Origin of the sequence: Shewanella sp. MBTL60-112-B2, assembly GCF_019655055.1 — a bacterium.
Taxonomy (GTDB): Bacteria; Pseudomonadota; Gammaproteobacteria; order Enterobacterales; family Shewanellaceae; genus Shewanella.
The window spans coordinates 1-20,087 of the sequence record NZ_BPFA01000018.1 but is presented as its reverse complement, the minus strand read 5'-3'; the positions used below and the strand labels follow the sequence as shown (position 1 = coordinate 20,087).

The following is a 20,087-nucleotide window of genomic DNA, read 5'->3' as shown; positions in this document are numbered from 1 at the left end:
CATTCATTTATAACTAGATTGAATAACCAGATTAATTGCCAAAAAAACAACAAGCAAAAAAAAGCGCCTTAATAGGCGCTTTAATCACTTTAAAATTGCAAAATTAAAGTGTGTAACGGATACCAATTGCGATACCGTCATCTTCAGAAACTTCCATCGCTGCTTGCTGTACTTTATCAACGCTAGTGAAATCACTGAAATCTTTACGACCTTCTAGGTAAAGAACTGTGCTTGAGTCCCATACATAGTGAACACCAGCAACTGCAAACTGACGCTTGAATACATCACCATTGTAAGCCGCTTCGTATTCGTCGCCAGCTTCTAAGATGTTGTAAGAAACGAATGTACGAATACCGTTATCGAACTTGTAAGAAGCGATTGATTCTAGACCCCATGCATCTTGGATCATACGTCCCAAGTTATCGGTATCGTGGAATTCTTGCTTGTTTACGTTAAATGCTGCGTAAACACCTTCACCACCCCAGTTACCCCAGCTCGCACCTAGACCGTAGATAGAGTCAGTTTCAGTTAAACGCTTACCTACTGAAGTCGTTCCTTCAAACTCACCAAAGTTAAAACCAGCAGTAACTACTAGGTTTTCAGTTACGTTGTAAGTCGCAGAACCACCGTAAGTATAGTTGTACTCAACAGTTGTTACAGCATCTGCAGTGGTAGCCATTGCAGTTGTCGGGAACACAGCGCTAGCACCTGTAGCCGTTTCATTTACATTGAACTCGTCCTGCTTTAACTGAGCTTGTAGTGCGAAGCTAAAGTCACCGAATGCATTACGATATTGAACTGTTTTGTCACCGCGACCAGTACCGTTTACGGCGCCGTCTGCTTTGTTATATGTGTAAGTACCTGACGCGTTACCATCCCATACGAAACCGTAGTTAGTGTTGTAAACTACGTCGTACCATGCGCCCCATTGCTTACCAATTGTAATAGAACCATATGTGTCGTGTGCAAGACCTACATAACCAAGACGGTTATTTAAGAAGTCGCCACTTTGAGACTCTAATGTACTGTCGCTATTGTAAACGATGTCAGTGTTACCGAATGGGTTAACGCCCCACTCTAGTTTAGTGAATGCTTTCCAGCCATCGGTCATCTGGCGAGTAAAACCGAAATTAATACGTGAAGCGCCGTTAACCACTTCTGTAGCACCTTGAGTATTGATGATGCGAGCATCAACATAACCACCAATTTCTACTGCGTTTTTGTCATCTTTATAAATTTCAATTGCTGATGCTGTTGGTACAAATATCACTGCGGCTAAAGCCGATGCTACTAGAGTCTTTTTCATTTATTTGCCTAACCTTAATGTTGTTCAGTCTGCTTCATTCTATTTGTCTTCCATTCCGTTGTTTTCTTTCTATCCTGATAGAATTTGAGATTAACAAAAGATTAGTAACCACTCAAAGACGAACATCACACTATTTGCTAGATTTTGCACCTAATTAACTAGCAAACACAGAACTGACAAAGGATTAAACCATTTGTTAACATTTAATTAGCGGGAAATTAATGAAGCTCAACCTAAATTAACGACATCTGATTCGTCGCAACCTCACTGAAACTAGTTTTCATTATTGAAAGGACCGGTTCGGCAATCGGTTCTAATTGGCGTGAAAGATAATAATCGTAATCCATTAAACTCGACATATATTCAGCTGGTTCAGCGCCATTTAAGGTCATGACATATTCGATCCGTGTCCCACGCTTAGCAAAGCGTTGATCTTGAGTGATGTCACATAATGCACGGGCTACTTTTAAATGCGGCGCAGATTTAGCCGTATAATCTTCAAGGTTACGTCGCAAATGCTTAGTAAAGATAAGTTCATCGTCAAGCTCACCGCTGTGCAGGCTATCGATAATTTCTCTAAGGTACGTTTTTACATCCAAATGCTGGAATAAGCGCTCATAAAGTTCATATTGAATTCGCCGCGCCAAGGGCGACCAATCACTACGCACTTGCTCCATCCCCTTGAACACTAACCCTAACTCACCTGTAGCTTGGCGCTTTGTACCTACATAACGTTTTTTAGACCCCTCTACTGACCCCCTTAGTGTCGGCATAAAGAATTGCTCAAAATGCGTTTCGAACTCTAACTCTAAAAAGCTTTCTAACTTAAACTCTTTAGTCAGTTTGTCGCGCCATAGCTGGTTTACTTTGGCAGCTAAAGATTTGCCCGTATGTGCAACCTCATCTTGCTTAAAGTCATCGCCTAACCAGACGAAGGTGGAGTCAGTGTCACCATAAATAACCTTGAAGCCTTCTGCCTCGATCCAACTCCGGGTTTGCTTCATGATTTCATGACCACGCATGGTAATCGAACTCGCGAGTCTTGCATCATGAAACACACAGCCCCGAGAACCTAGCACACCATAGAGGGAGTTCATGATGATTTTTATCGCTTGCGATAAAGGGCCATCATTATGTGCCTTAGCCAGCTCTCTTTGTTCAGACAAGTTTTTGATCAGCATGGGGAGAATTGGCTTTTCACGACTAAACTGAGCGCCAAGAAAGCCGCTAACAGTTTGCTCTTCTGCTTGCGTTAACCCTTCTACCAAGCCCTTAGGATCGATTAAGAATGTGCGGATAATAGAAGGATACAGACTCTTAAAATCCAATACTAAAATATGTTGATATAAGCCCGGAACCGAGTCCATCACATATCCACCAGGGCTCTCTATGCCGTCGCTGGCGGGTTTACTCGGAGCGACATAACCCGCGCGGTGCAAGTGAGGCAGATACAAGTTATTAAATGCTGCTACCGAGGCACCTACTCGTCCGAGTTCAAGCCCTGTTAATTTTGCTCGTTCAATCGCAAAATCAAATAGGTGTGTTTTTTCAAAAATATCCCACACCAGTCGACAATCAGTAAGGTTATAGTGCGCCAGTGCAGGCTTATTATTTAAGAAAAGTTCGTTGATCTCATCCATACGGTTATCAACATTGTGAATAGCCTTGCCTTCATCTAGCAGTGCTTGTGAGACGAACTCTAATGAATAGCGGTCGAATTGATAGAAGGCCGCTTTAAGCCAATCAATTCCATCTAAAACCACTCGTCCTGGTAACGAAAGCGTTTCAGGCCGATATTTATCTTCTACCTTCCAACCCAGAGGATGATTATCACGCCCTATCGTTAATGCAATACCATGGTGTTTAGCTCGGCGATAAAGCAGTGCGAGATCGAAAGTGACCACTGACCAGCCAATAATGATGTCGGGATCGTACTCCTGAAACCAGCTAATAAGACGCTTGATTAGTGCCGCTTCGTTCTCCACCCACTCAATGTAGTTTTCCTCAGTGGCTTCAACCTCGCCAACCATAATAACCTTTTGATAGACGCAAGCATCTGTCGTTTGGCCATATAGCCCAACGGAGTACAGCTCCCCAGAGAAGCTACACTCAAAATCTAAAGAGATGGCATTGAGCTTTATCGACGAAACAGCCTGACGCGCTCGGCTTGCGATAAATAGTGGCTGTTTTTGAGGTAAAGACTGCCCTGCTGTTTCAACAAAATAACCATAAAACTCTGCATCCAGTGCGATAAAACGTTCGACCAGAAAACGATGCTCCACTTTGATATCAGACTCGAAAAGCTCTATATCGAGATCTTTCGCTGCTCGATTCAAATTCCGCTGCTGGCGACCATCAACACAATAGAGAGCCTCAACGGGCGTGTTCGCAAAACTATTAAGCGCGACCGAGCTTCGGCGAACGCCTCTAAGATCAGGGCTAGCCAATAATGAAGCCGCATCAGCCTCATGCACAAAACACACGTGTTCTTGGTTAGGTATTTCAACTGTCACTGGCCCCTTGTCAGTCTGAACAAAATACTGCAAGTTCAGGCTACCTTGACGGTTAATCCCGTGGCGGGTTAGCACTCGCCCCTTGATAAGTTGTGGCTCAGTCTCAGCTGGTTTCATACTTTATACTCAATTAAATACACTATTAATCACTAAACGCTTCTTAGGCTAAGTAATCACTGTTATTATGTACAGCACTATTTATTAGCTTAGTGCATTCATGTTATCCGCAGACGTTAAAACTCAAATTCGTACTATATATAAAGGCATCTCAACATCTCTGCCTAACTTTCGCCCTCGCCGAGAGCAGAACTATATTGTTGCGGAAATATCAAAAACGCTTGCGGGTGAGTACGACAAAAATCGCCGTATTATTGTGGTTGAAGCCGGCACAGGTATTGGTAAGTCATTGGCTTATATTCTTGGCACCATACCACTTGCACTAGCGAGTAAGAAAAAAGTTTGTATCGCCACCGCGACTGTTGCCCTGCAAGAACAGTTACTACATAAAGATCTGCCATTCTTCCTACAGCAATCAGGACTCGACTTTACCTTTGGCTTAGTTAAAGGGCGTCAACGTTATGTCTGCTTATCTAAACTAGAGATGCTCGTAGGCCCAGATAACAGCACCCAAATGGCAATGTGGCAGACCAAGCCTGATCAAAGCCAAGTGGATATGCTCGAAGCTCTGCTTAAGGATTACCAGACAGGTGCATGGAATGGCGAGCGCGACACGCTAACTAAGCCGATCCCAGATCATTTGTGGCAACAAATTGCCTGCGATAAGCACAGCTGCCATCGTCAACTTGCAAGCCACCGTAACTGCCCTTTCCACAAAGCACGAGAAGATCTCGATACTTGGGATGTACTGATTGCTAACCATAGTTTGCTTTTTGCCGACTTGGAGTTAGGCGGTGGCGTGATTTTACCGGATCCAGAAGATCTGTTTTACGTTATAGATGAGGCCCATCATCTGCCTATTGTGGCTAGAGACTTTAGTAGCGCACAGGCAACAGTGCGTGGTGCAAACGACTGGCTTGAAAAGCTCAGCAAAACCACCAGCAAATTACAAAACCAAATCAAGAGCAATAACATTATTGCACCAGCACAAGCCATGCTGGATCATATAGGCGATATCACAGGTCTATTAAACCAAGTGGCTCAGTTTTGTGATACCCAAGCTGCTCGGTTTGATAATCCAGAAAATCGGTTTAGGTTCGAGCACGGCAAGTTACCGTCAGCATTATTAGTGCAAGCCGAGAACCTTGCTACTGCATCAAATGTTGCGCTAAAGCAATTTAATAAGATGCTGAGCTTACTCAACGAAGCAATAAAAGACGGTGATATTCCAAAGCATCAGTCGGAAGCCTTGCTATCTGAAACTGGCTTTATGCTGCAACGATTAGAAAATCTGCAAAAGCTTTGGAAGATGATGGCCAAAGAGGATAGCCCCAAGGGTGCGCCTATGGCCCGTTGGATTGAGCAACTTACCGGTAAACAATCCGATTATCTGTTTAATGCATCCCCCATCGAAGTCGGCTTTATGCTAGAAAACCTGCTATGGGACAAAGCGGCAGGCGTAGTACTGTGTAGTGCGACATTAAGAGCGCTCAATAATTTTAACCATTTCACCCATCAGGTTGGCCTCTCTATCAATGACGGTAGTCGTTACTTAGCTTTAGACTCGCCATTCGATTTTGAACAGAATGCGACACTATTCTTACCTAAAATGGACAGTGAGCCAACGGATGATAAATATACCGATGAGCTAGCTAAGCATATTATCGTTCTGGTTGAAGATGAGATGGCGAGCTTAGTATTATTCGCGTCATACTGGCAGATGGAAAAAGTGGCCGATCTAGTCGAAAGCAAAATTAAGACAGGTCTGCTAATTCAGGGAACGTCGCCAAGACAAGAAATATTAAAGCAGCATAAAGCTCGCTGCGATGAGGGCAAGCCGAGTATTATTTTTGGTACCGGCAGCTTCTCAGAAGGACTCGACTTGCCAGGTGACTATCTAACAAACTTGATTATCACTAAGTTACCTTTTGCTGTTCCGACTTCTCCGGTTGAACAGGCGCACTCGGAATACATCAAAATAAAAGGTGGAAACCCATTTTTACAGCTTACTATTCCCGATGCTTCACGCAAACTGGTGCAAAGCTGTGGTAGATTATTACGTAAAGAACAGGATTACGGTCGGATTTCAATTTTAGATCGACGTTTAGTGACTAAACGTTACGGTAAGTCTCTACTAGATGCCCTACCGCCTTTTCGCCGTGTGATTGAATAGGACAAGTTTTGGATTTACTTCTAGACCCTAGTAGCTGGGCCATACTCGCATTAGTGGGATTTATTGCTGGATTTATCGATGCCGTATCAGGCGGCGGTGGATTGCTGTCGATCCCTGCTTTACTCACAATGGGCGTACCGCCCCATCTAGCGCTAGGAACCAATAAGCTTGCAGCTAGCTTTGGCTCTTCGATGGCAGCTTACACCTATTACAAGCAGCGACTCTTTTCCCCCTCTTTGTGGTACCACACCTTTATTGCCACCTTTATTGGCGCGGTGATGGGTACCTTCATCGTTTATCTTATCGATAATCAATGGCTAGAAAAGTGGCTGCCTATCATGATCATCGCCATCGCTCTCTATACCTTGTTTCAACCCAATGCCATGGGCGATAGCAACCATAAATCTCCGCAAAAGCCAAAAAGTAAAATTAAGCAGTGGTTACAGGGTTTACCTCTAGGTTTTTACGACGGCTTTGCAGGCCCTGGGATCGGCGCATTCTGGACAGTATCAAGTACTGGGCTACACAAGCTGCCTTTGCTATATAGCTGTGGACTCGCTAGAGCCATGACCTTTACCAGTAACTTAACCTCCTTGATTATTTTTATCGCGGTAGGCAAGGTGAATTTTGCCATAGGTTTATCCATGGGAATTTGTATGATGGCAGGCTCCTATATCGGTGCTCATTCGGCAATAAAGTTTGGTTTGCCCTTTATTCGCCCAATCTTCATTACCGTTATACTATTAATAGCAGCGCAGTTAGTTTGGAGTGCTTGGTTATGACAACCGACCAATTAGTTCAAAAGCTCAAGTTACAACTCAAGCAATTAGAGCAGGAAGTGTTGCAACACGACTCTCGACTCCCACCTGGGCAGCGCAAGATGATGCAGGACGTTGAACGTTTCAATAATGAGCTATTTATTCAAGTTGGCGGCCAACTCCAGCCATGTATTGACCAACTTTCTAAAAATATTACCCAGCTAGAGCAACTGCTCAAGGCAAAGCGCTCGCCTTACACCATAGTGTCTAGCTGCGAAAAAATACAAGATAGATTCAGTGCTCTCAGACGCGCCCTTTCAACCACAGGCATTAACATTAAGTCGATTGAGCAAGAAAAGCGAAGCCGCAGATCCTATGCAATTAAGCGTGGCATTAAATCTCATAACGACAGTGGCTTCAGTTGGATCGCCTCAAATGTGATGCAAAATAGCCATCAACTCTATGAAGAACTTAATAAACATTTGAACTGGGCTAAGATTATTGAACAAAAAATTGAAAATTTGCAATCTTCACTTGAAAACTGTCATAGTGCTGACAAAATCAAGCTGCAGAATGAAATACTTTCGCTGCACAGTCGTCTAGGTAAGTGTCGGCAAGCTACCAGCTATATTGAAGATCGCATCCAACTATTCGAGCGACCTTTTAAGAGTCAAAATCGTTAAGGAACAATAATGAAACCACGTTTAACCGTTACCGCACTTCTTGCTCTATGTGGTTCTTCAGCAGCCTTTGCCGCTGACTTCAACATCCCAATGTCTTTCGAATACATCGCAGTTGATGGCCAAGAAGTTAAGACGAGCCTTTTCAATCATAAATCTGAGATTGAGCTTGAAAAAGGCACTCATAAAATCGCCATCCGCTATAACGACCTCGTTGAAGATGATTTTAGCGACAGCGAAACCAATGTAAAGTCTAACGCCTTTATTGTGACTATCGATGTCGATGGTGATTATAGCTACCAGCTAAAGCCAGCCGATGGCGAGTTTGTAAAAAACCCTAAAAGCTTTGCTAAGTCACCACAAGTTGTGATTACTCGTGAAGACAAAGGGACTGTTAATTACAAAGTCACGCAGACTAACATTACTGAAGAGTCTTTCGTGTCACGCTTATTCAGCGGTAATGATGCCACTGACGTCGATGCTGCAGCCGCAGTTGCTACAGGCGCAGCTGTTGCATCAGTGCCTACTGCACCAGTAAGCAAGCCATCACCAGCTGCCGCTGCGACCATGCCAGCTGTTGCTGCTACAAGTCCAACAGCACCTGCGACTTCAGCTGAAGATGCAGCCAAAGCCGAGCAGATGCTGCAATATTGGTGGTTACACGCCGATGAGCAGACTCGAAAAGAATTCATGAGCTGGGCAATTAAACAGCTGTAGTTAGCAGCAGCTCTACTCTAGATTTGAGTATGATCCCTCTAATCTATCACGCCAGCTACTCTAAGCTGGCGTTACCTTCTACCCATCGCTTTCCTATTACCAAATACCAGGCTCTATATGATTACCTTCTTGAGCAAGGTATTGCAGAGCCATCGCAATTTATCGCCCCAGAAAATACCTCAACTCAAAACCTTAAGCAGTTACACCAAGCCAGTTATGTCGATGATTTCATTAATGGCACCATTAACAGTAAAGACTTACGCCGAATTGGTTTTCCGTGGAGCAAAGCGTTAATTGAACGAACATTATATTCGGTAGCTGGCACCGCACTCACCTGTGAGCAAGCGATAACCCATGGCTGCGCTATTCATTTAAGCGGCGGTTACCATCACGCCCACCATCAGTTTGGTAGTGGCTACTGTATTTTTAACGATCTTGCTTTAGCAGCTAATGCTAGCTTGCAACTAGACCATATTGAGACCGTGTTGATTTTCGACTGTGACGTGCACCAAGGTGACGGCACTGCCACGATTGCACAATCATTAGAACAAGTCATTACTTGCTCTATTCATTGCCAACAAAACTTTCCCGCACGAAAGCAAGTCTCCGATTATGACGTAGAACTCCCCCGCGGCACCCAAGATAAACACTACTTAGAAACAGTCAGCCAAACACTTGCTTACCTTATACGCCTGCATAAGCCCGATCTGATCATCTACGATGCAGGAGTGGATATTCATAGTGATGACAACTTAGGGTATTTAAATATCAGCACAGATGGGATCTACGCGCGAGACTTAGAAGTCATTCATCAAGCTAAAACAGCACAAATACCCATTGCGTGTGTCATTGGAGGGGGCTACAGTAAAGAATCGATACCGCTAAGTGAGCGCCATAGCCAACTGTTTATTGCGGCCAATAATATCTGGCAGTCGACAAGTTAAACGTCAGTTCGTGGCTTTATCGCCATCAAACAAGGAGCGTTATATGCAATTAGAGATAAGAAACTACTACGAAGTGCTACTACTCGAACTGCTTTCTGATGAAGGCTTGTTAGATGAACTTCCAGAAGATTATTTAGCCGATCTATGTTGTGTCACCCTCAACCAGCTGCCCGTGCGCTATATCAGGCATTTAGTCGACACCTACTTCTTTGAAGACTACAACGAACTGCAACAGATGAAAGATGAGATCCAAACGGCACTGGAAAAATCTAGGGCGTTTTTGAAAACAAGCATTAAATAGGTTGCAAATTATCAGTAGAAGAACTTTTAAATAGACACCATATTTAAAAGAATAAATATATGTGCCTAGAAAAACATTTAAATAACACTTCATACAAATAGAAACATTATAATTTTAGAAAAAACTACAGTGTAATAGCATAGTACCTATTAATAAATATTTTAACCTAGAAAAAGTCCCCACTTATAACTCCACAATCAAATTAGATATAAACACGTGCAATAAAAATATAAAAAAATAAGCACTATATATTTAACAACAAAAAAAATCTGCCCAATAACACAACAACACAACTCACTCCAACCCTATGAAATTGATTAAAAAAAACAAATCAAATAAATAGCTAAAATTAGGGTTGAATGAGTCAATTAAAAACATTTAAACCTAAAATCAATCAACACTCTTATATATACCTCTAAATATACAGGCAGAAAAAAACAAATTTACAACTTACTCCACATGTATAAAGATAACATTAAAGCTACAAAGCACAATCTAACTTATAAAGACTCCACAATCGAAAAAACAACATAAGGATTAAAAGTATGCGCAAGCCTTTTAAAATGTTTTTATTTACATTCATATCCGTATTTTCAATTGAAAATGTAAATAGCGCAGCATGGGAAACTATAGACGAGCAAGCTGGACCATTGAGCTTCTCTGAAAAACTAATAACAAACTCTGAGTTTACGGAATCATTAGAACAATACTTATCTACTTATCTATTTAACAATTCAGATAGCAAACTAGTTGAAAACAAAAGATTAAAACTATCCAACGGCACGACAAAAATTAGATTTCATCAAGAATATATGGGTATACCTATCATAGGTAGCTCTGTCATCCTCGACTATACCCCCTCCGATACTATTTCTCCAAAAGCTAAATATAACCTTAATAATGGAAAGTATCTAAACAACTTAAGTATCGATTCAACAACTACTAATAAAATAATAAGCCAAAAAGAAGCAGTTAATATTCTAAACAACACTTTTAATATTGAATCTGAAGGAGATTTTAGTGAGGCAAAACTTTATATAAAATTAGACATAGACCATGAACAACCCAAACTAGTATACTTGACATCGTCTTTATTACTTAAAGATAAGCCTACACGTCCTTTCGCTTTAATCGACGCAATTTCTGGTGACATTTTAAAAAAGTGGGATGGCATTAACAATATCGTTTACAAATATGGCCCAGGAATTCACAAATATGGTACAGGGCCTGGTGGAAATGTAAAAACCAAAAAGTACACCTTCGGTATAGACTATGAAAAGTTATTAGTTACTTCCGCAGCTAACAACCTTTGCACTTTGAAAAATGATTATGTTTATACTGTGAATCTCAATAACGCAGTAAAAGGCGATACTCCATTTAGCTATATATGCCCTAATAATACTGTCAAAGATATAAACGGCGCTTTTTCACCACTTAATGACGCACATTTCTATGCAACTAAAACCTTTGAGATGTTCGACAGATGGTACAAGACAAGGCCTATCCCTACACCATATAAGCTACCTGTAAAGGTACATTACGGTGTTGACTTTAATAACGCATCGTGGACAGGTAAGGAGGTTGTTTTTGGTGATGGTAACTATAATCATTACCCAACGACTGTTCTTGACGTCATCGCGCACGAAATTGCTCATGCTTTTACAAGTAATAACTCAAGGCTATTTAGCAAAGGTGAAGCAGGCGCTATTGGAGAAGCTTTTTCGGATATGGCTGGTGAAACAGCTGAATACTTTGTTAAAGGCAAAAATGACTGGATGGTTGGTTATGAGTACACAAAAGGGTATAAGCCACTCCGTTATTTTGAAGACCGAGGGCAAAATAATTTAACAATAAAACACTACAAACACTATAAGCCTGGCATGCAAATACATAAAGCAGCCGGTATTTTTAATCATGCGTTTTATTTACTTGCCAACAAACCTGGTTGGGATATTCGAAAAGCTTTCGGTGTAATGCTTCATGCAAACGAATTGTATTGGCAAATGAACACAAACTTTGAAGATGCCGTATGTGGTATAGCCACAGCAGCTTCAGGGCAGGGTCTAAGCCCCATTGATGTTGCCGTAGCCTTTTCAAAAGTTGGGGTTGAATGTAAAAAAGGTATTGCAATAGAACCAGGAATGCCAATTCCTAAGATGTCAGGATCAAAAAAGAGTAAATACATCTTTTATCTTAATGTTCCAAATGGAGCCTCCAATCTCAAATTTCAAACAAGCAAAGGCAAAGGCGACGTTGATATATTCATAAGTCAAACTCCCTCATTTTCACATCAAGAATGTGGTTCTTACAAGATTGGAAATGAAGAAACATGTGTCATAACAACTCCACGCCGCTCACGCTACTATTTCACAATGTATGGTGTTAGCGATTATAGCGGGGTCACTATGAATATCACCTACGATAAAAATGGAGGTGTTTACCGAAACCAAAAAAGCTATCTAATTCCTGATTATAATCCCAAGGGGATTGAGATTCCAATGTGGGTATCATCAACTCAAAGATTTAAAAAAGCCAGTGTTTTTGTTGATATTGAGCATAATGATACCTCTGAGTTAGTAATTGATCTCATTGACCCGTATGGTAAAAGCTATAGATTACACAATAAAATGTTTTACGTTCCGAGCAAAATAAAACGCAGTTATCAAGTGAACATTAACAATATCAAGATCCAGGGAGTTTGGGCGCTACGAGTCGTAGACCAACGCATTTTTAATCAAGGGAAAATTAACCCCTGGAGCATCAGCTTTAAATAGCGGTTAATGTATTCTAAAAAATATAGGATAAAAACAAGTAGTGAGTCACAGCGCATAGCTTGCAAGCAGTTTGCTTAAAGTGTGATGCCAATTTTAAAATCAGATACTTACTATAATATGTACATATAAGCTGAGGAGTTTTGAAAGCCGCCAATAGCCACACATTGATTATATAAGCCACATGATGAGTCGCTTGCTGCGGGGGCTCCCTTCCGCACCAAGTTTCCTGTTAAATCATTAAAGCTATATTGTGCAAGCAAAGCCAGTCGTTTCAGATGAGGTGGTACACACGAATTGTACAAGTAGGCCGATTTACAGGTTAAAACTGAAAAGGTCAGTTAAAATATTATGTAAAATCAGAGAGTTATTTCTAAACGGGGGAGTTTTGGAGGCTCCCCTAGAGCCGCACTCCGGCACATGAGTCACTTGCTGCGGTTGCTCCCTTCCAGGCCTGGCCGAGTTCACAAGTTATCATTGCGGGGGGATGCGAGGTAAGCATCCATTAACTAGTTCAGAAATGACCCAAGTTGGGTTAAGTCGTTAATGTTTCACTATATGTACCACTAATAAAGGGCGACAGCAACCTGCATAACTCTCTAAAATATAACTTTATATACTCAAATTGCCTAGCTTTAGCTAGATTTAGATCCAAACACTTCGTCCATTAAACTATGTCCACTTTGCTCATACTGTTTGACAAAATGATCATGCAAGAAAGTCACTAAATCTATAAACTCTGCTAATTTTTCTTCATTAAAGTGGTTAGTCCTAAAGAAAACTGGGACAATTGAAGGGCAATACTCTTTGATAGGGTCTTCAATTGCAAATAGCTCATGAGTAAAGTCATCAGTACTATCAATATGCGCCATTAATTTATGTCTTAATCTCTCGATATTATTATGTATATCCAACTGTTGATGAGAGTAGAGCTTATTGGCGTCGACTTTTACCGACATCCCATGGCCATGTGTAAAAAATTTAAAATATGTAATACATGCTGATGTGAAGTAAGCCCTCGAAAGCCTTGCTATTGCTTCAGACTCGACTGTTTTAGATGCTACATTTTGAGGTGTTTCCATTGTTAGTTTCTGTAACTCTTGCAGCCAGTGTATAACATCCGCTAATTCAGTATAAATCAACGCACATTCCTTTACTCTGCGTGCTCTCACGGAGTCCAGTTTACGGCTATTAAGGATTCGGCCGCCTTTTGAAAACCTATAATCACCCTCTTCATCTATTAATGTTTTCAACTCATTCATTTGCTTTAAGCTCTTAAATTATAATAAAAATGTGTGAGGCTTCTTAAGGTTAAGTCTTTCAGAACTATCCCCCTCCCCCCCCTAAAAAAACAATAACGACCTCTACTGCTAATTGACTTAACCTTTCTTGATCAACTCAACTAATTCAGCAAATTGCTTAAGGAGACTTTGTTGGTTGTCTACTTGAACTTTATTATTTTCACCAGTGAATATACTCGTAACTAGTTCAATCTTAGTATTCCGCTTGTAATCCCTAATCTCTTCATCCGACATTCCTTGCTTAGGTAATGAGCCTGTAATTTGCTCGGCTAATATAGAAGCTTTAAGCATCTTCATCTTTCCATCATTCACTGAAATAATGTTATTCACTAAATAAAAAAGTAAGGCAGAGAGAGTGCCAATGATTAGGGTTGTCGCAGTAACAAGAGGCAATCGACTAAGTAGGATATTCCAAACAGAAACATTAGGAGCATCTTTTATTAAATCGATAAGACTTTGAGCATTAGTATATAAATGTATAAATACTGACGCTAAGAAGAATATAGCTACCATAGTAAGTTTGAAGTAAATGCTTAACTGACTTTTAGTCTCATTAGAAAAACCTTTCATGTCTAAAGTCGTAACATTTATGTCTGCCTTAACACTAGCAAGCTCATCTCGAAGAGCACTTAATTCATCTCTTCCCTCATCAAGTAAACTAACCACTCCATGATACTCTTCTTTGCTTGTATTTATCTGATTTTTACGAGCTTCAACTTCTAAAACTAGCTGTTCATAAGACCCTAATAAATTATCTCTTTGAGTAAGTTTTGTCTCATACTCATTAGTTACTTTCTCAATATCAGACTTAATTCGTGCAAGAGTATCTTTACTTGTGCCGATGCTATTTTCAACCCTATCTTGTTCTTTTAGTATTGCCTCCATATTTTCCGTATGAGATTTATAAACAAGCATCTGCTCCTCAAGGAACTCATTTACTTCATTTACTTTAGTAGTTAGAGTTTTAGTTAAAATATTAGCTTCTAAAGCAACTTCTTTATTAGCTTCAATAATAGAGTTGGCTCTTTGCTCATCACCAAAGTATGTCTCGAATTCGATAGCAAATGCGTAATCCAAATGGAGATTCTTAGGGAGAATTAATCCATAAATAGTTTCATTAATGTCATATATCGGAAAACGCCCCAGCCCGCCACTTCTCCATTCATCCTTAGTCGACGTTGCTACTTTCCTTTCAACAAAGCGACTCGAAATGATTCTTAACGCATTGCCCTTACTGGTTGGACGAAGAAGCTCATTACAGACCACTTTTGATACAAAATATGGCGATTTGAAAAGGATAATAAACTCACCTTTCAATGCCGCTATTTCATAATTTGTTCGTTGTAGTTTTTCCGCCAACATTGAAGTATCTTCATTAGGGTCAACAACGCCTTGATGCACTATGAACTTTGAGTCACGATCTATCTTGAAGTACTGCCTATTAATAGTTATTTCCAGTTCAGCTATAGCTTTGTCGTAGCTATTTGTAACAGCTGCTTCAGGTTTAAAGGCCGGAACATCTTTAACAACACTTTCTTGCAAACTCATATCACTTATCCACTCTTTAGTTATCGACTCAAAGTAGCATGAGGCTAATGAATCACAAAGCGTCTTCTTTATTACGGTATTAAAGAATACTATTGATTTTAAAGAAGTAGTAGCAACAAACCATCGTTAGATGACACCATCATAAGTGACCGCCAGCAGGTATCAACAAATTACCCGTTGACATTAATGACACTCAAGATTATTGTTGACACCGTTTATGACACCACCCACTGAGACTAACCTAATGAGAACCTTTGCATACTGTCGTGTATCTACCGTTGAGCAGAACGCTGAAACACAAGCCCACCAGCTTAAGGAGAGAGTCGCTGACCTACTGGATACTCGCATCATAAGTGAATCTATATCTGGTGGTGTCGCAGCTATGGCTCGTCCAGCCTTTAAGGAACTAGTCGACCACAAGCTTGAGGCTGGTGACAGACTGGTAGTCTTGAAGCTTGACCGCTTAGGACGAGACGCTATTGATGTGCTTCAAACCATTAAGATGCTGACAGAGAAAGGGGTCTCAGTACAATCGTTAGACCTGCCTGTATCAGACCTAAGCACTCCAGAGGGAAAGCTCATGCTTAGCCTTATGACTGCCTTTGCTGAGTTCGAGAAGTCTAGGATTATCGAGAGAACACAAGAGGGTCTTGCGAGAGCTAAAGCCGAGGGTAAAACCTTAGGCCGCCCAGTAGCAAAAGGTACGACTCAATCAGTGCTCAAAGCTAGAGCCGATGGTCTATCCCAAGCCAAGGCAGCTCAAGTGCTAGGTCTATCATTAGCAACCATCAAGAGGCACTGGAATAAGGAACTACAAGCCCTCTAAATGATCCGTAGAGGCACGTTAGACCTCGCTTAGTACAATGGTAGCCATAAGGCATAATGAGCCACTCAAGATCCTTTAAGATCTTTAAATGCTTATCTGTCTGTGGCTACCTGTTTTAGTCGTGTCTACAGCAATAATAAGCCTCTAAAGTTCAGTATTTTGTAGATGTTTACGGACTATAGATAGAACTAAAAGCACACCTCCAGTACGACTATAGGTAGAAGAATATAAACCAGCTAACAGACTTGTCCCAGTTAGATGAGTCTACATATCTAATAACCAATGTCTTAAGTCTAGCTAAGTGAAATACTATCCTAAGCAATTTTATTATTTCCTTTTCCTGAGTCACCTTAACTTAAGTCCATTACTTAGTGGTCTTTAGCCTTGTATGCTGCTTTATTGCGACAACCAGCATAACGACTTCGTAAGTGACTGTTTGTAAATAACTAAAAGTAGGTCTCCGTTAAGAAACTTGAAACTTTGGTCTGACAACTAAAGGATATTACTTAGCGGTGCGGCCAATATCAGCAACACCTAATTAACCTGTACTCTAATGGTGCTCTTTCCTAGATAGCCATAGAGATTGCGAAACGAAAATACACCCTCAAAGCGGACTAAAGGACAAGAGTCGCTCTGTCTTACCAGAGTCAATTTAATCCCTGTTGTCGTGCCTTCAAATCACGGCAACCTCAACCAACACCAAGGTAACCCAAGACCTATAACCCAAACAGCATTTAATTAAGCGCATTCACTCGAGACCACACTTAGGAAGTATCCTTTGCTGTTTGGCCTTTGTGTGGATGGGACTTGATGAGTGCCCTTACTTAAACTTAATGGATACAACCATATGAAAACTAATACCACGCAACATACAGTCAATTTAAAAGTCGTAGATGCGATGATGGGCGCAGGAAAGAGCACTGCCATTCAGCAATACATGAAGGACAACGCACTAGCCTCAAAGTTTGTGTATGTCTCCCCTCTTCTATCTGAACTCGAACGCTTTCAACAAGACTGCCCAGAGCTAAACTTTAAACAACCAACATCTATGGGTCGAAGCAAAAAGGACTCGTTCATGGATCTAATACTCAATGGATATAATGTGGTCACTACACATGCAACACTCCAAAATCTCAGTCACTCTGATGCTGACGAGATTAATGCTGCGGGCTACATCCTTGTCATAGATGAAGCAGTGGAGGCAATCAAAGTTCCTCCGCCTCTTGGACGCCATCGACTTAGAACCTTGATAGAGTCGGAAGCCTTATCTGTAGCGGCTGACGGCCTTATAACTTGGAACTGTGCGAGCTTCCCTATTGCTGCTATTGATGACGCAAGAGAGAAAGCACTTGCAGAGGACTGTTGTAACCAAAGCTTGTACTTGATCGGTGGTGAAACCCTCATACACCAGTATCCAATCAGTATCCTATCTTCCTTTGAAGAAGTTATCTGTATGACCTACCTATGGGATGGCACCATTTTTGCCCACTATTGTCATATTCATAACATCAAGCCAAAGAATATTACCCATGAGCTTGCTTTAATGCGCAATGAAAGTGAACTCAAACAGATAGCCCGTGACAACATCAAGCTATTTGAACCCCAAAAGGATACTCGAGCCTCTCTAACTCAAACATGGTGGAGTAAAGCACGACCGGCAGTCATCAAGCCTCTTTCCGCTATGGTTACAAGCTTTGTGACCAACAGAAAGCTAACGTCTGAAAATATTCTCATTACTTGCCCAAAGGCAAACTGGGATTATAAGGATAAAAATGGTCAACATATCAAGTCAGGAAAAGCACAAGCCAAAGGAGCAAAGTACACCAAAGCACTTTGGGTCGCTTCAACTTGCAGAGCGACTAACGATTATGCTGACAAGACAGCTGTAATCTATGCACTGAGCAAATTTGAAAACCCTGCTATTTATAACCACTGTAAAAACAAAGGAGTTGCTTTCGACAAAGACAGATATGCCTTAGCAGAAATGCTCCAGCTCATATGGCGTGGTTGTATACGAAAAGGTGAACCTATGCACTTGTTTATTGTATGCCCTCGCATGCGAAAGTTGTTTAAGTGTTGGTTAAATGAGTCTGATATTAAAGTGCTGGCTTAAATAGACTAGTAACCTTAAATCAATACTCAAACCTTTCTTTACTCCCAATCCAACGCCTTAACCAACTTCAACATGTTCTCTATCTTGTACTCTTTGCCATAGCGGTCAAAAGTAATCGAGCCATGAGAATGACCAAGCAAACCTGCGACCATATCAGAGCTAAACTCTTTATGTTTGAGCTGAGTAGCCACAGCATGACGAATGCCGTGTAAGGTGTCTCGCTCACCCCAACCTAACTTAGGCTTAAAGGTGTAGAACCATTTAGAGACCTGATGTGAATAACCACGAGTCGATATCTTCCTGAGTTCTGGGAATAGTCGCTCGTGGCCGCTAGCCTGTTGCTTATCAACAAACTGAAGGAAGCCCATAGCGATTAGCTTAGGGTGAATAGGGATGACACGTTCACTGGTCGCAGTCTTAATGGACTGATCTGAATGTGTCGCTCTAATGTGAATGCAGGGATAACCATCAATAACACTAAAGTCATCTATATATAGTTGAGCTAACTCCCCTAGCCTCGCGCCAGTATAAGCAGCAAGCCTTGGTAACCATGCACGATAAGGCATCTTATGCTCAGTAGTCGATGGGATTTCCCTAAATAGCTGTTTGATTTTGGTCTCGCTCAAGGCATCTCGAGCCTTAGAGGCTTTAACCTTTGCCGACACTTTAATACTTAGGCCTACCATCGGATTGTTAATGCCGTAATGAAGAGCTGCCCACTGTAATAGTGCCGAGACTCGAGTCAGCCGCTTATTGACCGTAGATACTGCAAGGTCAGCTTTAGATGAGAAGTGTCGTTTGTATTCTAATGCCTTAGCCAGTGTGAACTTTTCAAGACTTATATCGCCTAGAAGACCAATCATATCTTTATAGGTCTGACGGTTAACCTGCTCACTGTGTGGTGACCATGCGCCTTGCTTACGTTTCTCTTGGCAAAACTCTTCTACAACTTGACTAAGTCTTGGGAGCTTAGAATGACTGTTGTTTCTTTGAGTAGTAATAGTGGGAGCAGCAACCTTGGCAGGTCTTAAGACTTCTTGCGTACAGGCTTGAGTATCAACCGTCTCAGTAGTGCCTTGAGTATTACCATCAGCAACACTACGTAACTGACTTAACACTTGCCAAGACTTACGAACGGCTTCAAGACGGTCTCTAGTCGCTAACGACTTTCTGATTTCACGTTTACCAAGGGAGCTTTGTTGAGCTTCGGGTACGACTATTCGCGCATACCAAATGCCATGACGAGATTGAAACAAATATGGGGGAGTTTTAGCTAAACTATTTCTCATCGAGTGTACCACCAAGTGTATCACCTGAGGTCTTTCTGAGATAAGCCTTTGATTAGACTTTAGTTTGGAGGTTCCCCTAGAGCCGCACTCCGGCACATGAGTCACTTGCTGCGGTTGCTCCCTTCCAGGCCTGGCCGAGTTCACAAGTTATCATTGCGGAGGGACCCTAGGGTCACCATAAATTTCTTAAGGAGTGTTACTCCAAAGAACGGCTGCATTATCTATCATGCATCCCCAGCAATCAAGTGATTATCACCTAAGTTTAGTAAGATATGGTTCAATCGACGATTCTATAAACAAAAGCCCTTAAAAAAGGGCCTTTACGACGAGAGTTTACTCGTTTTTACAGACTTAATTGGCTTCTATTTTTCTCTATCAACTTTTCACCAATCCCTTTTACGTCAGCTAATTGCTCGACTGAGCTAAAATTACCATGAGTTTGGCGGTATTCGACAATTGCCGTAGCCTTAGCTTCTCCTATGCCATTAAGCATAGAGAGTTCTTCAGCCGTAGCACTATTGATCTTAATTAGCTCTGATTGCTTAGATTGAGGCTGGTTAGCTAGCTGCTGCGAGGGTGATTTCTCTGCGGCTTTACTTTCTGCTGCGGGGAACATTAATAAACTAAAAGCACATAAAACAGACAAAAAAACTTTATACATAGGGATCTCCTTTTATTTATCCTTAAATGTATGGCCGCAATCCTTTTTCCATGGCCACAGGCTTAATGT

General features: G+C 41.4%; 15 protein-coding genes and 2 other RNA genes. 9 read left to right on the top strand and 8 right to left on the bottom strand.

Features of this window, described 5'->3' with window-relative positions:
- Positions 1–103: 103 nt before the first annotated feature.
- Both K5Q73_RS12450 and K5Q73_RS12445 read right to left on the bottom strand, forming a co-directional pair.
- The gene (locus K5Q73_RS12450) at positions 104–1,306 is read right to left on the bottom strand and encodes a porin (RefSeq protein WP_220759438.1); all 1,203 of its coding nucleotides are present in this window, start codon (positions 1,304–1,306) and stop codon (positions 104–106) included.
- Between the two features lie 233 nt (positions 1,307–1,539).
- Positions 1,540–3,936, bottom strand: a complete 2,397-nt coding sequence (locus tag K5Q73_RS12445) for a DNA polymerase II (protein WP_220759437.1) — start codon at positions 3,934–3,936, stop codon at positions 1,540–1,542.
- A 100-nt stretch (positions 3,937–4,036) separates the two neighbouring features.
- Between K5Q73_RS12445 and dinG the strand changes: the two genes are divergently transcribed.
- The 7 genes from dinG (at position 4,037) to K5Q73_RS12410 (ending at position 12,283) form a co-directional block, all read left to right on the top strand.
- Positions 4,037–6,109, top strand: coding sequence for an ATP-dependent DNA helicase DinG (gene dinG / locus K5Q73_RS12440; protein ID WP_220759436.1), 2,073 nt, complete (start codon positions 4,037–4,039; stop codon positions 6,107–6,109).
- A gap of 8 nt (positions 6,110–6,117) precedes the next feature.
- Complete coding sequence (locus K5Q73_RS12435) at positions 6,118–6,891, top strand: TSUP family transporter (protein WP_220759435.1); 774 nt, start codon at positions 6,118–6,120, stop codon at positions 6,889–6,891.
- Positions 6,888–7,550, top strand: coding sequence for a primosomal replication protein (locus K5Q73_RS12430; RefSeq protein WP_220759434.1), 663 nt, complete (start codon positions 6,888–6,890; stop codon positions 7,548–7,550). Before K5Q73_RS12435 ends, K5Q73_RS12430 begins: the two co-directional genes overlap by 4 nt.
- Positions 7,551–7,559: 9 nt before the next feature.
- On the top strand, positions 7,560–8,264 hold the full coding sequence (locus K5Q73_RS12425) for a DUF2057 domain-containing protein (protein WP_220759433.1): 705 nt from the start codon (positions 7,560–7,562) through the stop codon (positions 8,262–8,264).
- Between the two features lie 29 nt (positions 8,265–8,293).
- Positions 8,294–9,208, top strand: coding sequence for a histone deacetylase (locus K5Q73_RS12420; RefSeq protein WP_220759432.1), 915 nt, complete (start codon positions 8,294–8,296; stop codon positions 9,206–9,208).
- 43 nt (positions 9,209–9,251) lie between these two features.
- Entirely contained in the window at positions 9,252–9,509 is a 258-nt protein-coding gene (locus tag K5Q73_RS12415; RefSeq protein ID WP_220759431.1) for a late competence development ComFB family protein, read from the top strand.
- Between the two features lie 545 nt (positions 9,510–10,054).
- Positions 10,055–12,283: a M4 family metallopeptidase gene (locus tag K5Q73_RS12410; protein WP_220759430.1), complete on the top strand. Its 2,229-nt coding sequence runs from the start codon at positions 10,055–10,057 to the stop codon at positions 12,281–12,283.
- 396 nt (positions 12,284–12,679) lie between these two features.
- Here the strand turns inward: K5Q73_RS12410 and ffs (K5Q73_RS12405) are convergent.
- The 3 genes from ffs (K5Q73_RS12405) to K5Q73_RS12395 form a co-directional block, all read right to left on the bottom strand.
- Positions 12,680–12,774: signal recognition particle sRNA small type (ffs, locus tag K5Q73_RS12405), an RNA gene on the bottom strand.
- 141 nt (positions 12,775–12,915) lie between these two features.
- Complete coding sequence (locus K5Q73_RS12400) at positions 12,916–13,542, bottom strand: hypothetical protein (RefSeq protein WP_220766148.1); 627 nt, start codon at positions 13,540–13,542, stop codon at positions 12,916–12,918.
- A 117-nt stretch (positions 13,543–13,659) separates the two neighbouring features.
- The gene (locus K5Q73_RS12395) at positions 13,660–15,129 is read right to left on the bottom strand and encodes a hypothetical protein (RefSeq protein ID WP_220760463.1); all 1,470 of its coding nucleotides are present in this window, start codon (positions 15,127–15,129) and stop codon (positions 13,660–13,662) included.
- A gap of 217 nt (positions 15,130–15,346) precedes the next feature.
- On the opposite strand from K5Q73_RS12395, the gene K5Q73_RS12390 reads away from it, so the two are divergent.
- Both K5Q73_RS12390 and K5Q73_RS12385 read left to right on the top strand, forming a co-directional pair.
- On the top strand, positions 15,347–15,955 hold the full coding sequence (locus K5Q73_RS12390) for a recombinase family protein (protein WP_308443290.1): 609 nt from the start codon (positions 15,347–15,349) through the stop codon (positions 15,953–15,955).
- 847 nt (positions 15,956–16,802) lie between these two features.
- Positions 16,803–18,068, top strand: coding sequence for a DEAD/DEAH box helicase family protein (locus K5Q73_RS12385; protein ID WP_202721506.1), 1,266 nt, complete (start codon positions 16,803–16,805; stop codon positions 18,066–18,068).
- Positions 18,069–18,106: 38 nt separating this feature from the next.
- Here the strand turns inward: K5Q73_RS12385 and K5Q73_RS12380 are convergent, their stop codons facing one another.
- The 3 genes from K5Q73_RS12380 to K5Q73_RS12370 all read right to left on the bottom strand — a co-directional run bounded on the left by K5Q73_RS12380 (position 18,107) and on the right by K5Q73_RS12370 (position 20,018).
- Positions 18,107–19,357 (bottom strand): site-specific integrase, encoded by a 1,251-nt coding sequence (locus tag K5Q73_RS12380; protein ID WP_220760461.1) that lies wholly within the window; start codon positions 19,355–19,357, stop codon positions 18,107–18,109.
- 73 nt (positions 19,358–19,430) lie between these two features.
- An RNA gene (ffs, locus tag K5Q73_RS12375) (signal recognition particle sRNA small type) lies at positions 19,431–19,527 on the bottom strand.
- Positions 19,528–19,700: 173 nt separating this feature from the next.
- Positions 19,701–20,018 (bottom strand): ComEA family DNA-binding protein, encoded by a 318-nt coding sequence (locus K5Q73_RS12370; protein ID WP_220760459.1) that lies wholly within the window; start codon positions 20,016–20,018, stop codon positions 19,701–19,703.
- Between the last annotated feature and the right edge of the window lie 69 nt (positions 20,019–20,087).

What these genes read in the sequence shown, in the direction of transcription:
- K5Q73_RS12380 (WP_220760461.1), bottom strand. Translation starts at nt 19,357, where the DNA reads ATGAGAAATAGTTTAGCTAAAACTCCCCCATATTTGTTTCAATCTCGT.
- K5Q73_RS12450 (WP_220759438.1), bottom strand. Translation starts at nt 1,306, where the DNA reads ATGAAAAAGACTCTAGTAGCATCGGCTTTAGCCGCAGTGATATTTGTA.
- K5Q73_RS12410 (WP_220759430.1), top strand. Translation starts at nt 10,055, where the DNA reads ATGCGCAAGCCTTTTAAAATGTTTTTATTTACATTCATATCCGTATTT.
- K5Q73_RS12415 (WP_220759431.1), top strand. Translation starts at nt 9,252, where the DNA reads ATGCAATTAGAGATAAGAAACTACTACGAAGTGCTACTACTCGAACTG.
- K5Q73_RS12420 (WP_220759432.1), top strand. Translation starts at nt 8,294, where the DNA reads ATGATCCCTCTAATCTATCACGCCAGCTACTCTAAGCTGGCGTTACCT.
- K5Q73_RS12390 (WP_308443290.1), top strand. Translation starts at nt 15,347, where the DNA reads ATGACACCACCCACTGAGACTAACCTAATGAGAACCTTTGCATACTGT.
- K5Q73_RS12370 (WP_220760459.1), bottom strand. Translation starts at nt 20,018, where the DNA reads ATGTATAAAGTTTTTTTGTCTGTTTTATGTGCTTTTAGTTTATTAATG.
- K5Q73_RS12400 (WP_220766148.1), bottom strand. Translation starts at nt 13,542, where the DNA reads ATGAATGAGTTGAAAACATTAATAGATGAAGAGGGTGATTATAGGTTT.
- K5Q73_RS12430 (WP_220759434.1), top strand. Translation starts at nt 6,888, where the DNA reads ATGACAACCGACCAATTAGTTCAAAAGCTCAAGTTACAACTCAAGCAA.
- K5Q73_RS12395 (WP_220760463.1), bottom strand. Translation starts at nt 15,129, where the DNA reads ATGAGTTTGCAAGAAAGTGTTGTTAAAGATGTTCCGGCCTTTAAACCT.
- K5Q73_RS12385 (WP_202721506.1), top strand. Translation starts at nt 16,803, where the DNA reads ATGAAAACTAATACCACGCAACATACAGTCAATTTAAAAGTCGTAGAT.
- K5Q73_RS12445 (WP_220759437.1), bottom strand. Translation starts at nt 3,936, where the DNA reads ATGAAACCAGCTGAGACTGAGCCACAACTTATCAAGGGGCGAGTGCTA.
- dinG (WP_220759436.1), top strand. Translation starts at nt 4,037, where the DNA reads ATGTTATCCGCAGACGTTAAAACTCAAATTCGTACTATATATAAAGGC.
- K5Q73_RS12425 (WP_220759433.1), top strand. Translation starts at nt 7,560, where the DNA reads ATGAAACCACGTTTAACCGTTACCGCACTTCTTGCTCTATGTGGTTCT.